The 15601-nt window shown below is 31.5% G+C and carries 16 protein-coding genes; 4 read left to right on the forward strand and 12 right to left on the reverse strand.

The window, feature by feature from the left end; all coding sequences use genetic code 11:
- Window positions 1-155 precede the first annotated feature (155 nt).
- From B3578_RS02985 to B3578_RS03005, 5 genes are all read right to left on the reverse strand, one after another.
- Complete coding sequence (locus tag B3578_RS02985; RefSeq protein ID WP_280052099.1) at window positions 156-689, reverse strand: STM3941 family protein; 534 nt, start codon at window positions 687-689, stop codon at window positions 156-158.
- A 5-nt stretch (window positions 690-694) separates the two neighbouring features.
- On the reverse strand, window positions 695-919 hold the full coding sequence (locus B3578_RS02990; protein WP_291046953.1) for a hypothetical protein: 225 nt from the start codon (window positions 917-919) through the stop codon (window positions 695-697).
- 545 nt (window positions 920-1464) lie between these two features.
- The gene (locus tag B3578_RS02995; protein ID WP_291046955.1) at window positions 1465-2874 is read right to left on the reverse strand and encodes an amino acid permease; all 1410 of its coding nucleotides are present in this window, start codon (window positions 2872-2874) and stop codon (window positions 1465-1467) included.
- Between the two features lie 313 nt (window positions 2875-3187).
- On the reverse strand, window positions 3188-4390 hold the full coding sequence (gene fabV / locus B3578_RS03000; protein ID WP_125350168.1) for an enoyl-ACP reductase FabV: 1203 nt from the start codon (window positions 4388-4390) through the stop codon (window positions 3188-3190).
- Window positions 4391-5004: 614 nt separating this feature from the next.
- Window positions 5005-5316 carry a DUF3817 domain-containing protein gene (locus B3578_RS03005; protein WP_038333915.1) on the reverse strand — a complete coding sequence of 104 codons (312 nt, stop codon included), beginning with the start codon at window positions 5314-5316 and terminating at the stop codon, window positions 5005-5007.
- 196 nt (window positions 5317-5512) lie between these two features.
- Between B3578_RS03005 and B3578_RS03010 the strand changes: the two genes are divergently transcribed.
- Window positions 5513-6631 (forward strand): calcium:proton antiporter, encoded by a 1119-nt coding sequence (locus B3578_RS03010; protein WP_221856730.1) that lies wholly within the window; start codon window positions 5513-5515, stop codon window positions 6629-6631.
- A 58-nt stretch (window positions 6632-6689) separates the two neighbouring features.
- On the opposite strand, the gene B3578_RS03015 is transcribed toward B3578_RS03010, so the two are convergent.
- The 4 genes from B3578_RS03015 to truA all read right to left on the reverse strand — a co-directional run bounded on the left by B3578_RS03015 (window position 6690) and on the right by truA (window position 10771).
- Window positions 6690-7640, reverse strand: coding sequence for a LysR substrate-binding domain-containing protein (locus B3578_RS03015; RefSeq protein ID WP_038333906.1), 951 nt, complete (start codon window positions 7638-7640; stop codon window positions 6690-6692).
- Between the two features lie 135 nt (window positions 7641-7775).
- A complete protein-coding gene (locus B3578_RS03020; RefSeq protein ID WP_219034549.1) occupies window positions 7776-8192 on the reverse strand; it encodes a hypothetical protein in 417 nt (138 codons plus the stop codon).
- Between the two features lie 76 nt (window positions 8193-8268).
- The gene (locus B3578_RS03025) at window positions 8269-10029 is read right to left on the reverse strand and encodes an ABC transporter ATP-binding protein (protein WP_291046970.1); all 1761 of its coding nucleotides are present in this window, start codon (window positions 10027-10029) and stop codon (window positions 8269-8271) included.
- Window positions 10016-10771, reverse strand: coding sequence for a tRNA pseudouridine(38-40) synthase TruA (gene truA, locus B3578_RS03030; RefSeq protein WP_291046972.1), 756 nt, complete (start codon window positions 10769-10771; stop codon window positions 10016-10018). The genes B3578_RS03025 and truA overlap by 14 nt, the downstream gene beginning before the upstream one ends.
- Before the next feature lie 34 nt (window positions 10772-10805).
- Here truA and B3578_RS03035 point away from each other — a divergent pair, with 34 nt between their 5' ends.
- Window positions 10806-11297 (forward strand): metallophosphoesterase family protein, encoded by a 492-nt coding sequence (locus B3578_RS03035; RefSeq protein WP_125350164.1) that lies wholly within the window; start codon window positions 10806-10808, stop codon window positions 11295-11297.
- Window positions 11298-11340: 43 nt separating this feature from the next.
- On the opposite strand, the gene B3578_RS03040 is transcribed toward B3578_RS03035, so the two are convergent.
- Window positions 11341-12375 carry an alpha/beta hydrolase gene (locus tag B3578_RS03040; protein WP_291046974.1) on the reverse strand — a complete coding sequence of 345 codons (1035 nt, stop codon included), beginning with the start codon at window positions 12373-12375 and terminating at the stop codon, window positions 11341-11343.
- A gap of 90 nt (window positions 12376-12465) precedes the next feature.
- Here B3578_RS03040 and B3578_RS03045 point away from each other — a divergent pair, with 90 nt between their 5' ends.
- Complete coding sequence (locus B3578_RS03045) at window positions 12466-12810, forward strand: DUF2071 domain-containing protein (RefSeq protein ID WP_291046976.1); 345 nt, start codon at window positions 12466-12468, stop codon at window positions 12808-12810.
- A gap of 55 nt (window positions 12811-12865) precedes the next feature.
- On the opposite strand, the gene B3578_RS03050 is transcribed toward B3578_RS03045, so the two are convergent.
- On the reverse strand, window positions 12866-13345 hold the full coding sequence (locus tag B3578_RS03050) for a GNAT family N-acetyltransferase (RefSeq protein WP_219034554.1): 480 nt from the start codon (window positions 13343-13345) through the stop codon (window positions 12866-12868).
- Between the two features lie 161 nt (window positions 13346-13506).
- On the opposite strand from B3578_RS03050, the gene B3578_RS03055 reads away from it, so the two are divergent.
- Window positions 13507-14160, forward strand: coding sequence for a CDGSH iron-sulfur domain-containing protein (locus tag B3578_RS03055; RefSeq protein WP_219034555.1), 654 nt, complete (start codon window positions 13507-13509; stop codon window positions 14158-14160).
- A 184-nt stretch (window positions 14161-14344) separates the two neighbouring features.
- Here the strand turns inward: B3578_RS03055 and mnmA are convergent, their stop codons facing one another.
- Window positions 14345-15538 (reverse strand): tRNA 2-thiouridine(34) synthase MnmA, encoded by a 1194-nt coding sequence (gene mnmA / locus B3578_RS03060; protein WP_219034556.1) that lies wholly within the window; start codon window positions 15536-15538, stop codon window positions 14345-14347.
- Window positions 15539-15601: the final 63 nt, after the last annotated feature.

Raw genomic sequence — 15601 nt, forward strand, 5'->3', positions numbered from 1 at the left:
GAGGATATGACGTACCCACAGATTTCTTTAATAAAAATGTAGCAACTTTATAAAATAACAAAAGGCAAACAAACGTTTGCCTTTTGTGTTATAGTGAATTATACGTTGTGTAAAAATAACACATTTGAACATTACCTTGGAGTAGACCAACTAATCTAATTATCTCTTTTTTCCCATTTTGTAATAACTGAAGCCTCTAACTCTTGAAAAGTACAGTTTAGTTTTCTAGAATTTAAAATTATAGTTTCATTTGGATGCCAATTATTCATAACAATAAGAAGTCTTTTTAAAAGACTTATATTATTATTTATTATGTAATTTTTTTTATTTTTAATTGATAATTCTAAATATTCACCGGAATATGTTTTAACAGTTTTTATGTGAGAAATATCGTCCCATTTAATATATCCCAGACTTTCATAATTAGAATTATCTGTTATTCCAAAATTAGTTAATATAATACCTTTTTCTTTGTTTAATAATAGTATTATATGAGTGATAACCATAGCAAACGTATATATAAAACCTATTATTCCTCCAATAAAAATTAAAATATCATTTTGAATAAATTTAGAAACAAAGAAATTTGAGTTAAAAATCATAAAGATTGACAATATATTAGATAATATAAAAAATAAGATTAATCCAATTATTTTTTCGTTACTTTTCTCTATTATTATTTCACTCATTACTACTAGTATTTTAATGGTCCTGATACTGTTTGACTACTTTGAATTAATTTTTGTGTTTGTTGATTTTTTTGATCAGGTGTCAAAGGAGTCATAGCTTTATCTAAATAAAATTCCATTGTTTCTTCACCTACTACTCCTCCAACGACTGCACCTAAAAAGCCTGTAATAAGAACTCCAGGACCCGTTTCTGATCCTACTATAAGTCCAGCAGTTGCTCCTCCTAACATACTGTACATTCTCATATATCAATATTTACTTTTTTACAAAATTAATCTTTTTTACTTTATTGACATTATAACAAAAACTATTCTATATCAATAATGTAATTTATATTTTCAATTTTACAAATCTCCAACAATTATCTAAAACCAAATTACGGTTTTACGTAAAATAAAAATCCAAAAAATAATTTTCCTACTATAGTGATTACGTTTAAAAGAATTGCACGCCAAAAAACTGAACTTGCAACAAAAAATAGGACAAAATATTTAAGACCTAAGCTGCGAGCTCTTTGATATTTTCACGCTGGTAGCTCTGTTGAACGGCGCGATCTTTAAACTCTTTACTATAAAATTTTTTCTTCATTTTTCTAAGTTAATTTTTACAGCTTAATCCATAATTCTTATGTCCAAATAAAGGTAGCAAGATCAACCTGTCAGCCCACGAAAAGCTTAAACATTGTTCAAACTTTTTTTTAGGTTTCTTATCACCACAAAAAATCCTTCATCTAAAAGACAAAGGATTTCTAAAAAAAACTCAAAATGATAATTTTCTAACCATCAACCTTACTATGTTGTTTTCCGTAGAAAAAGTAAATACAAATTCCGATCACTAACCAAATTAAAAGTCGCCACCAACTTTCCATCGTTAATGATGTCATTAAATAAACACATACAATAATTCCTAAAATTGGAACTAGAGGAACCAATGGAACTTTAAACTTACGCTCAGCATTTGGCATTTTTTTGCGCATTACAATTATTCCAATAAACACCAATGTAAAAGCGAATAAAGTTCCGATACTTACCATATGCCCTAAATCTTTGATTGGAACAAAACCTGCAAAAATGCTTACAAATACCAAAAAGAATAAATTAGTTTTCCAAGGCGTGCGAAATTTTTTGTGAACATCTGAAAAGAAAGAAGGTAACAATCCGTCATTACTCATGCTATAAAACACACGACTTTGTCCTAATAACATCACTAATATAACCGACGTATAGCCTGCAATAATTGCCAAAATCAACACACTTTGTAAAAATGTATAACCTGTTACCGCAAAAGCTGTCGCTGCTGGAGAAGCATCTCCCTTAAAGATTTCGTATGGTACCAAACCTGTCATTACCCATGAAAATAACACATACAATATGGTACAAATAACCAATGACACCAAGATTCCTATTGGCATTCCTTTTTGTGGATTCTTAGCTTCTTGTGCTGCAGTAGAAACCGCATCAAAACCAACAAAAGCAAAGAAAACGACTGCTGCTCCTGCTGCAATCCCTGGCATTCCTCCAAATTGAGTTCCTGGAATATTTTTAGGAATAAATGGTATATGATTTTCAGGATTAATATGACTCCATCCTAAAACAATAAAAACAATTACAACTGTAACTTTTAAAATAACAAGAATATTATTGATAATAGCAGACTCTTTCGTCCCTCTAATAAGTACTAAAGACAATAAACACACAATAAATATTGCTGGTAAATTAACCATTCCTCCATCGGCTGGAGCATGCAATAATTCTTGAGGTAAATGAATATTAATTCCTTGTAAAAATTTATCGACGTATGCCGACCAACTCACACTTACGGTTGCCGCTGCCAAAGCATATTCTAACACCAAATCCCAACCAATAATCCAAGCTATAAACTCACCCATTGTTGCATAAGAATACGTGTAAGCGCTTCCTGCAACAGGAATCATCGAAGCAAATTCGGCATAACAAAGACCTGCAAACGCACAACCAACCGCGGCTAAAACAAACGATAAAGTAACTGCTGGACCAGCATGATCTGCCGCTGCTATTCCTGTTAAACTAAATAATCCGGCACCGATGATAGCGCCAATACCCAAAGCAACTAAAGCTCCCGAAGATAAAGATCTTTTTAAACCACCTTCTGTTTCTTGCGAATCTTCTATTAACTTCGCTAATGGTTTAATTTTCCAAATTGACATAAAAATACATGTGTTAAAACTTAATGAAATGTAAAGTGTTTCGGATATATTTTTAAGATTCGAAAAATAAATTTCATATTTTTTGGATATATCTCTAAAAGAAAACTTAAAATTTAAGAATAATATAATTTAAAACTAATATTAAAATATTTTTTTAAATTATTAATAATAATCACTCCATATTTTTAACGAAACAAAATCTTATAATCTAAACAAATACGAATAAAATTATTTTTGACTTATTTTATTGAGACAAAAAAAACCTCGAAAATAATTTTCGAGGTTTTTGTATTATTTTATTGAAATGATCTTCTTATTCTTCAATACTTGGAACTGCTACCAATTCGTTTGTATCAGCATCATAATCAATTTCATCAAAACTAAATCCAAACAACTGTAAGAATTCATCATGATAACCTTTGATATCAGAAATTTCTTTAATATTCTCAGAAGTTACAATTTTCCACAAATCATCCACTTCTTTTTGTACATCTTCACGCATTTCCAAATCATCAATACGAATACGTCCATTTTCATCCAAAGGAACTTCTCCATTTGCAGTATACAAGCGCTCTGCAAACAAACGTTGCATTTGCTCGATTGTACCTTCATGAATTCCTTTTGCTTTCATTACTTTGTACAATAACGAAATATATAATGGCACAACTGGAATCGCAGAACTAGACTGTGTTACCAAAGCTTTGTTTACAGAAACGTAAGAAACACCATTTAAATCTGCTAATAATTCGTTGATAACAGGAACCGTTTTTTCTAAATCGTTTTTAGCCATACCAATCGATCCATCTTTGTAGATTCTATGCGTCAATTCTGGCCCTATGTATGAATAAGCAACAGTTTTTACTCCTTCAGCTAAAACACCAGCAGCTTTCAAATCTTCCATCCAAAATTTCCAATCCTCACCTCCCATTACAGCAATTGTATTATCAATTTCTTCTTGAGATTCAATCGGATCAATTGTAATATCTGTAACTTCTGCTGTATGAAAATCTACTGTTTTATTTGTAAATGGTTCACCAATTGGTTTAAGAACTGATGAATACGCAACACCTGTTTTTGGGTGTGTACGACGAGGCGAAGCTAAACTGTAAACTACTAAATCTACTTGACCTAAATCTTGTTTGATTAAATCAATCGTTTGTTGTTTAATCTCATCAGAAAAAGCATCTCCATTAATACTTTTTGCATACAAACCAGCTTCTTGCGCTTCTTTCTCAAAAGCAGCTGTGTTGTACCACCCCGCAGTCCCCGGTTTTCTTGGTGCAGCAGGTTTTTCGAAGAAAACACCTATTGTTGCAGCATTATATCCAAAAGCAGCTGTAATACGAGATGACAGACCAAAACCTGTCGAAGCTCCAATTACCAATACTTTTTTTGGTCCTTCGGCTGAAATATTTTTTGATTTTACGTACTCAATTTGATTGTGAACATTTTTTGCAGTTCCCTCAGGGTGAGTCGTAATGCAAATAAAACCTCTTGTTCTTGGTTGAATAATCATTATACTTAATTTAGTCGCATAAATTTATAAAATAAATTCTATATAACGAAACGATCTTTTTGTACATAAAATCATTCTATTTTTGAGAAAATTAATAGAAATACAGATTTCGATTTACTACATTTACAATTACTCAAAACCTACTTACCTATGAAAGATATTCACATGGGTTATTTAATCAAAAAAAGTCGACGAACTTGGAATTGATATATCCCGTATCAAAGGTTTCTTCAAAACTTATTCTGAAAAAGAAATTAATACTCAATCGCTAAGTAAAGACATACAAATAGACGATTTATTAAATGGTCGAAGTTGTTGAAATATGATTTTTTTTAGAATTTATACACTGAAGAAAAAAAGAAAATTCAAAAAATTTCGAATGAATACAATATCCTTAAAAACACTATTCATAATTGAATAAAAAATTCCTACCACAGAATTAAATCTTATGATTTGAGTTCTGTTTTAGAAATTTTGAAATTTCAGCAAAAAAATAATTATACCAATACATCATATACTACTGATAAGTTTAAAATCAGTCGAAACACTGTAGCTAAATGGCGTAAAATATATGGATATTAAAAAACGGTTTCAAAAAGAAACCGTTTTTTAATTTATCTATTATTTTTATCCTCTTTTATTACTTTATGTACCGCTAAAGTTGCAAACGGAATAAATGCATACATCACATAAATGATAAAGTCTTCGTCGTCCCATTTATATATTCTTCTTACTCTAAAAAGTAAAATCAAGTAAGCTGTAAACCAAAAACCGTGAAAACAACCAGCAAATGGCATTGGCAACACATAATCGAATTGATATTTTATTGGCATTGCGACCAAAAATAAGAGCGTACAACTTATCGTTTCCCACACACATGATGTGCTAAACCATTTTTTTAACTTTTCGTCAGATACGTTTAACATTTTGCAAATTTAATCGTTTATTGATAGTAGAGGTATGATAATCATTAGTTAAAAAGTTTATTTTTACTCAATTATTGAAATAACTATTAATATTTATGATTATTAAACATTATGATTATTATTATTCATGATAATTACACATAACAATTATCAATATTATTTATTAAATTTGTAAAAATCCAAAACCTTATAATTAATGCATGTAGATAATTTTATTTCAAAAAAATTCAATTTAGCTTTACCATACTGGACAATCATCTGTCCCATTCTTGCCATATTTTCATTAACTATAGCCGAAGGATTTAAAGATCAGATGTGGTTTTCAGCAATCTTAGGAATTATTCTAATTTCAGCTGTTTTATCAGCTGTACATCACGCGGAAGTTGTTGCACATAAAGTTGGTGAACCTTTCGGAACCATTATATTAGCTTTAGCTATTACAGTTATAGAAGTTTCGCTTATTGTTTCGTTGATGATGTCCGAACCTACCGGCTTCCCTTCTGTTTTGGCAAGAGATACCGTTTTTGCTGCTGTAATGATTATTCTTACCGGAATTATCGGAATCTGTTTATTGGCTGGAGGAGTTCGTTATAGAGAACAGAACTTTATCAAACAAGGTGTTTCAACTGCTTTAATTACTTTAGTTGCAATATCTATATTGACCTTGGTTTTACCAAATTTTTTGACATCAGAAAAAGGAGGTGAATTCTCTTCTTCCCAGTTAATCTTTGTCGCAATTATTTCTCTTATTTTATATGGCGGATTTATTTCTGTCCAAACCATTCGTCACCGCGATTATTTCTTACCGCAAACTAGCAAAGATAATGTGACATCAGAATTACATGTCGAAAAACCAAATTTATTGACTACAATCTCGAGTTTAGTTTTATTATTAGTTGCTTTGTGTGCAGTCGTTTTGTTATCAAAAAAATTATCGCCAACCATCGAAACAATTGTGATGGATTTAGGTGCTCCAAAATCATTGGTGGGAATTATAATTGCCGTAGTTATCTTATTACCAGAAGGTTTAGCCGCATATAAAGCCGCAAAACAAGACCGTTTACAAACAAGCCTTAACTTGGCTTTAGGCTCTGCTTTAGCATCAATTGGATTAACAATTCCTGCTGTAGCAATCGTATGTTATTTTACAGGACTAGAAGTAACATTAGGAATAGATGCAAAATCATCTATCTTATTAGTATTATCCTTATTCACTGTTTATTTATCATTAAATTCTGGTCGAACAAATATTCAGCAAGGAATTGTTTTATTAACACTTTTTGCTACGTATTTATTTACAACAATAGTTCCTTAAAGGAAATTTAAAGACATAAAAAACGACTCAAAATTAAATTTTGAGTCGTTTTTTTTTATTATTTTTTTGGTAAAGAAACCATATTCGAATCTAACTTTTGATCTTTTTCTAAGAATATTTTTCCTCTCAAAATACTTTGAATTGTATTGATTAATTCTTTCTCGAAAGAATCTCTTAATTGAGATTGATGAAAAATTAACGAAACTTCACGTGTTGGAACTGGCGACTCAAAGTTTTTAACAAATTTCTTATACTCTTGTGGCAAATCATCTGCAACCAAAGCAGGCAACAAGGTCATTCCATATCCATCATTTGCTAATTTAACTAAGGCTTCAAAACTTCCTGAATCTAACTTAATCGGACGATTTTTCAGATTAGAAGTATCACATAAAGCCAACACATTATTTCTGAAACAATGTCCTTCTTGCAAGATTAATAAATCAGAAGTGTTTAGATCATCTTCATTGATTTTATCTTTGTCAGATAAGCGATGCCCGTTTGGTACATAAGCTACTAATGGCTCATAATAAAGCGGTTTTTCGATAATTTGATCTTCGAAAAGTGGTGAAACCACAATACCAAAATCCAACGAACCATCTTTTATTCCTTTTATAATTTTATCCGTTTGCAATTCTTTGATAATAAGATTCGATTTCGGATTATTTTTCTGAAATGTTTTATAAAATAATGGTACCAAAGAAGGTAAAACAGTAGGAATAACACCAATAATGAAATCACCTTCTAACAAACCTTTTTCTTCGTTTACCAAGTGTTTCATTCGGTTAGCTTCCATTAAAATTGTTTTTGCTTGCGCAACAATTTTCTCTCCAATTTGAGTGATTTTGATTGGATGCGATGTTCTATCGAAAATATCAATATTCAATTCTTTTTCCAATTTCTGAATCTGCATACTCAATGTTGGTTGAGTTACAAAGGATTTATCAGCAGCAATTGTAAAGTTCTTATGCTCAGCCACTGCCAGCACATATTGTAATTGTACTAATGTCATATATAAAAATTGATATCTATAAATTTTTGTGATAAAGATATACATTATTATATTATCAATCTATATCTTAAATCATAATTTAATCCATAAAAAAAGCCCGAATAAATTCGAGCTTATCATTAAATATAAATTTAATTATTTGTTTAATTGTTTCTGAATTTCAGCTGTCCAATCTTGTAATTTTTTAGCATCTTCTGGTTTCAAAGTTTGAGTAAAACCTTGTAATTCTTTTTGAAAATCTACTGATTGTTTTGTCAATTCAGCTAATTTATTTGCATCACCAGCAGTTGCAGCTAATTTCATGTCAGCAGCCCATTTGTTGTATTTTCCAACAAATTCAGTAATTTTTGGATCAGAGAAAGTTGGTAAATCTTTTGCTACATCAGCAATTTTATCCATTGTCTCTTTACCAGCTTCTACTTGGTCTTCTACTGTATTTGCTACATTTTCTTGTGTGTTTTCTACTTTTGCATCTACTTTTTCTTTTTCAGATTTACAAGAAGATAAAGAAACCACACCTAATACTGCAGCGGCTAAAAATAATTTTTTCATTTTAATTAGAGTTTTAAAGTTAATATTATTGATTGTTGAATATAAACAAATCTAACGATTTATTTTTGTTAATTTTTCAATTTTCTTTCGAAAATTGAACTTCATACAAATTGGCGTAATAACCTTTTTGATCCAACAATTCGCTATGTGTAGCTTGTTCAACAATCATTCCATTATCCATTACAATAATTTTATCTGCGTTCTGAATTGTTGCTAAACGATGCGCAATGATGATAGAAGTTCTGCCTTGCGTTAGCTTATCTGTTGCATTCTGAATCAATTCTTCCGACTCGGTATCAATCGATGATGTTGCTTCGTCTAATACCAAAATTTGTGGATTATAAATATATGCTCTCAGAAAGGATATCAACTGTCGTTGCCCAACAGAAAGGGTAGCTCCCCGCTCGCTTACTTCACTATAATAACCTTTTGGTAACGACATAATAAAATGATCGATTCCTATTATTCTAGCCGCATTCTGAACTTCTTCCAACGAAATATCTTTATTTCCTAGAACAATATTGTCATAAATTGTTGTATTAAATAAGAAAACATCTTGCAAAACAACCGCAACGTGTTGACGTAAATTTTTCAATTCCATATCATGGATATTTACATCGTCTATTTTAATTGTTCCAGAATCGATGTCATAAAAACGACTCAATAAATTAATTATAGTAGATTTTCCAGCACCTGTTGCTCCTACAATTGCAATTTTTTCACCTGGTTTTGTCGAAAAAGAAATTCCTTTCAACACCAAATTATTCGGAACATAAGAAAACTTCACATTTTCAAAATCGATTTTACCTTTTACATGATCCAACTTTATTGTTCCGTTATCTGGCAACGTTTGATCATCATCAATAATTTTGAACACACGATCTGCTCCTACCAAACCACGCTGAATGGTATTGAAACGTTCTGCAATTGCACGCATTGGCGCAGTTAACAACGTAACATATTGTGTAAAAGCAATCAAATCTCCGACAGAAACATCTCCATAAACAGCAGTTCTAAGACCTCCAAACCAAATCAAACTTCCTGTTGCTAAAGCCGAAATAATATCGACAACAGGAAACATTAATGAAAAATAGAAAACTGTTTTTAGATAATTTTTCTTTAAATCATTATTAATCGAAACGAATTTATTGTATTCTGCTTGCTGACGATTAAAAACCTGAATAATATTCATTCCTGTTAATCGTTCTTGCACAAACGTATTCAGCTTCGCCACAATTGTACGTTCTTCTTGGTAAACATTTTTCAATGCTTTTTGGAATAATCGTGTAATAATCATCATCAATGGAAGAATCACAATCACAACCGTTGCTAAAACCCAATTCATCCAATACATCACAAAAACAATGAAAATGATTTTTAGTACATCGCCTAACATCACTAAAATTCCGTCATTGAAAACCTCGGCAATCGTTTCTATATCAGAAACTGAACGCGTTACCAAAACTCCATTTGGCGTTTTATCGAAGTAACCAAGCTTGAATTTGATCAAATGATTATACAAACGAACGCGCAACAAACGGATAACTCGTTGTGCAACAACATTCGCTAAATAAACCATAAAAAAAGACAAAATTCCTTCGAAAACTAACACCAAAGATAGTTTCACGATTTGCATTTGAAGCCCTGATAAATCTTTTGTCTGAATATAATCGTCGATGATATTTCCCGTTAAATACGGACGATAAACAGAAAAACACGCACTAAAAACCGCTACAAAAACCACCGACCAAAACATCACTTTGCTTTGTGCTCCGATTTGTAAAACACGTTTTAATCCATTAAAATCAAACGATGTATTCTCGTTATTTGAACTCATTTTTAAATAATTCTTTTGGATATTGAACATCTACCAAATACAATCCTTGCGCTGGTGCCGAAGCTCCTGCCGAAGAACGTTGTTTTTGTTCAATAATTTCTTCAAAATCGTGGATAGAAATTCTTCCTAATCCAACTTCAACCAATGTTCCAACAATTGCGCGCACCATATTTCGTAAAAAACGATCGGCAGTGATTTGAAAAACCAATTGTCCGTTTTCATTTTTGCGCCAAAAAGCCTCTCTCACATCACAAATATTTGTTTTCACATCGGTATGTAATTTAGCAAAACTTCCGAAATCTCCTTGCTTAATTAACAATTTTGCTGCTTCATTCATTTTTTCAATATCCAATTCTCGATTAAAAATCCAAGCACTATCAAACGCGAAAGGATCTTTGAAAGGTGAAATAAAATAATTGTAAGAACGTGAAATTGCATCAAAACGAGCATGCGCTTCATCATCCATCAAAAATAAACGATAAGCAGCGATGTCCTTTGGTAAAAAAGAATTTAACTTTTTGATTATATCAACCGATAATTCTTCTTCATAATCAAAATGAATAAACATCTTTTTCGCATGAACACCAGAATCTGTACGCCCTGCTCCGACAATCGAAATTTCTTTTCTTAAGATTTTAGACAATCTATCTTCAATAACTTCTTGAACCGAAATTTGATTGGGTTGAATTTGATAACCAAAATAATTTTTTCCGTTGTATGCTAATTCTAAAAAATATCGCAATTGTTGTAAATTTGAGCAACAAAAATACAACCTTTTGAAGAAAATTCTTTTACTTTCGGACACGCATTCTTATATCGACGATAGAATTTTGGAATATGCGCAACAAGCAGACGAAATTTGGCATGCTGGCGATATTGGCGATATTTCTGTAACCGATAAATTAGCTGAAATAAAACCTTTGCGTGCTGTTTATGGAAATATTGATGATAATAAAGCGCGCGCAGAATTTCCGCTCAACAACAGATTTACGTTAGAAGGTGTTGATGTTTGGATAACACATATTGGCGGTTATCCAGGGAAATATAATCCTACAATACGAAAAGAAATCACAGAAAATCCTCCAAAATTATTTATTTGTGGACATTCACACATTCTAAAAGTAATGCCTGATAAACAATTAGGGTTAATTCACATGAACCCTGGCGCAGTTGGTAAACACGGTTTTCAGAAAGTTCGTACAATGTTACGGTTTGAGTTGAATAAAGGAAAAATTGAAAATTTGGAAGTGATTGAATTTAAGAAATGATTTTCGAATCTCGCATTTCGAGATTCGAAGTTCGCATTTCGCTTTATTTCGCTAACTTGAATTCTTTCAGAATAGTAACAAACTTCGAATTAGTGATATATTCTCTAAATTCGTGCGAATCTTGTCCAGAAAAATCTGTTTCTTCTAAGAATGTATAATTTTTAGAAAGCTCATCATATAAATCTTTTTTGTAACCAAAATCTGTCGCAATCAAACTTCGAGATAAAACCCCAATCTTTCCTTTCCCTAATACATAATCCGTATTATTTATCGTGATATGCATGCGTTTTAACTGAGGTGTAAAGGTTTTTAATTGATTATTATCCAATGTGAAATCAACTTTTCCAATCGCAGGCGCCAACATAATGCTGTAAATTTTATTATTATTTTCTAACAAAGTTTCTGCATTCGTAAAATCGACATGATGCGCAGTTTCAGCACGTTTTATCTCACTTTCACGCAACGAAGGATTCACCAACGAGCTCAAAACAACCGATGCGCCACGACTATGCGAAATCAAATAAACGTCTTTGTTATGAATGACATTCAAAATTCTACGAAGCCCGAAAACACCCGCCATTTGGCTATTTGTCGTTGCACTTACCCAAACTTTTGCAGTACCAAAAAGACTCTCGTTCACCAATCCATCCCAATAAAAATTAATCACCTCATCATTCGAAGAATTAATATTCATATAAGTTTTGGCTTTATTGTAATTTTTCAGGCTAAACAAATAATCATTATCAATTCCATGCACAAAAATGATGACACGTTTCTTATTTTTAACTCTTTTTTCGATATTTTTCAAACGCAAACTTTCATAAGAAGTTAATTGATTTTGAAAATTGCTTTCAGTCGCAATTTTCATTAATGAATAATCTCTACGACTTGCATTTTTAGGAGGTTTACCATACGATTTCAACCAATTATCTGGGTAAAAATTTCCGTTTTGATCCACAAAAGAACTTGTTGTATTTGGTTGAATAAAATTATTTGGATTCTGAGAGGTTGGCACATTATGTATTGCTGCACATGACGTTAAAAAACTAATCACGAAGATATAAAACAAGTTTTTCATATGATAAAAATTGGTATGCGAAGTAACTACAATTTTCTTTATTTCGCAATAGATTTTGTACCTTCAACCATAAGTTTAACAAGGTTTTAAGTGAAATATACAATCAAACAAATTTTAGACGAAACAAATCATCGTGCTTGGAATGATCCAACAAAACGATGGAAATATTATCAAGAATGGAATAGAGCGTTATTTTTTCATTACAAAATTGACAAAGAAATTTTGAGAGAATTAGTTCCAAAAGATTTAGAAATTGATGAAATAAATGATTCTGATTGGGTCTCAATTATCGCATTTACAATGGAAAAAATTCGACCTCGCTTTTTGCCTGCACTCTCTCCTACTTCTGATTTTGACGAAATTAATTTGAGAACATATCTCACAAAAAATGGAAAATCTGGTATTTATTTTTCATCGATTCGAGACCAGATTTAATGCATTATTCAGAAGGTGTGCAAGTTGTCGCTTGGAAAAGGATAAAGTTTAACAATTAAATTTTCTTTCTCAATAAATGTTGCATTCCATTGAACCATTCTCGTTGAGAACCATCATCTATATAACCAACTTTTAGATACAAATCATATGCTGATTTATTTTTGAAATTAACCGCTAAAACCAATTCATCAATTGTTGGAAAATTATCTTTTACAAAATCATCCATCAAACTCATCGAAATTTTTCCGTAACCTTTTCCTTGAAACTCAGGGTTTATTGATAAAGAACGCAACAACAACGAATTCGTATTATTCGTCATCTCCAATTTATCGTCACCATAGTCTAACACAAAAAAACCAATTGGTTCATCATCTAACAAAATTGTAATTGGTTTTGCATGTCCATCTGTGCGTAATTTCAAACGCTCAAAAGTCTCGCTAGGTAAGGCTGTAAAAGAAATTTGATCTTCTGGTAAATGATATAACAAAGCATTGTGATGTTTAATTTCTGTATGTTTGAGTTGAATTGTTGGCATAATCATTATTTTCAAATAAAAGTAATCAAAACATTCTAAATCCTATGTAAAAACAACAACCTTTATCTATTAAATTATAGTCAATTACTGCACAAAATTTAAACTCATTCTAACCAAAATAGTTTTTAAATTGTAGTAAATATCAGTCTAAATCTACAATTATGGATGATCAAAACAAGTTAAATATTCAAATAGGAACAAGTCAAAATACAGATGGTATCTATATAGAAATCACAGAAAATGGATCTTATATCTTGCACGGAAAACCTAAAATTGTTCAGCAGTTTATCATTCCAAATCAGCAAGGAATTTCTGTCAATTACCAAGAAGGAGAAAAATTTGAAGCAAAAGATACAACTTATCTTTGCCGTTGTGGATTATCTCAACACAAACCTTATTGTGATGGTTCGCATAAAAAAGCAGCAGAAAATAATGTTGATTTAACTGAAAGAGCAACTTTTAATCCCGAATTATTAACTGCAGAAGTTATAGAAGAACCTGTTATTTCACTTACTGATGACGAGAAATTATGTGCTTTTGCTCGATTTTGTGATAATGGAAAACGTATTTGGAATCAAGTCCAAGATTCCACACACAACTCTGTTAATTTGAGTATTGAAATGGCGCATCATTGTCCTTCTGGACGATTGATTGTTTGGGATGAAAATAATCAACCAATTGAAAACGATAACACCTCAGCTTCTATTGGAATTATTGAAGATGTTGCGAATGATTTGAGCGGTCCTTATGCGTTATGGGGAGGAATTCCGCTAAAAAGTGCGAATGGCGAATATTACGAAGTGGGAAATCGATAAACAATTTGCCGTTGTGGACAATCTTTTAATTAGTCTTTTTGTGATGGAACACATGCTTAGATGAGATTTCAAGATGGTTTACCAAAGCAACAAAAAGTAAAAGGATTTTTTTTTATAAATGATATTAACATAAAACGCTCAAGAAAATCTTGAGCGTTCAATATAATAATGATGTTTATATTTTTTAATTATTAATTACACCAGAGCCTAAAAGTTCGTCTTCAACATACCAAGCACAGAATTGACCTTCTGTGATTGCAGATTGAGGGTTTTCAAATTCAACATACATTCCGTTTTCAGCTTTGTGTAAAATTGCTCTTTGCAAAGGTTGGCGGTAACGAATACGCGCCATCACTTCCATTGTTTCGTCGGTTTTCAAAGTTAAATCTTCGCGAACCCAATGTACTTCCTCTTCTTTTATAAACAATGCTTTCTTCAATAAACCTGAATGATCAGCGCCTTGACCTGTGTAAATAACATTAGTCTCTACATCTGTATCAATAATAAACAAAGGTTCTACTTTTCCTCCAACTCCCAATCCTTTTCGTTGACCGCGAGTGAAATAATGTGCGCCTTGATGTTTACCTACAATATCTCCGTCTTCTTGTTTGTATGAGAAACCTTTTGCTTCGAAATCTAATGCTTCATATTTATTTTCAAAAGTTGGAATTTCTCTTTTATATCCGTTCCAATCTTTGGCTATTTCTACAATTACACCTTCTTTTGGTTTTAATTGTTGTTGCAAAAATTCAGGTAAACTAACTTTTCCAATAAAACATAAACCTTGCGAATCTTTCTTATTCGCTGTAACCAAGCCTTGCTCTTGCGCAATTCTTCTCACTTCTGGTTTTTCTATATCTCCAATTGGGAATAATGCTTTGCTTAATTGATCTTGCGACAATTGACATAAGAAATATGATTGATCTTTATTGTTATCGTTACCTTTTAACAATTGAAAAATCTCTTTTCCATTTTCATCAATTGTAGAAGTTTTTCGTGCATAATGTCCTGTTGCTACATAATCTGCTCCAAGCTCTAAAGCTGTTTTCAAAAACAAATCGAACTTAATTTCTCGGTTACACAACACATCAGGATTTGGTGTTCTTCCTTGCTCGTATTCATTGAACATATAATCTACAATACGTTCTTTGTACGAATCAGACATATCAATTACCTGAAAAGGAATATCTAATTTTTTAGCTACCAACAAAGCGTCTGCACTATCTTCTATCCATGGGCATTCATCTTCCAACGTTACCGATGCATCGTTCCAATTACGCATAAATAATCCGATCACATCATAGCCTTGCTCTTTTAGCAAATAGGCTGTAACACTTGAATCTACTCCTCCAGAAAGTCCTACGACAACTCTTTTCATCTTAAAAAATTTCAGTCTACAAAGTTATAAAATAATATTCGACGAATGAATATCATACATCAA

The sequence above is a fragment of the Empedobacter sp. UBA1574 genome (assembly GCF_002322895.1).
In the GTDB taxonomy this organism is placed as follows: domain Bacteria; phylum Bacteroidota; class Bacteroidia; order Flavobacteriales; family Weeksellaceae; genus Empedobacter; species Empedobacter falsenii_B.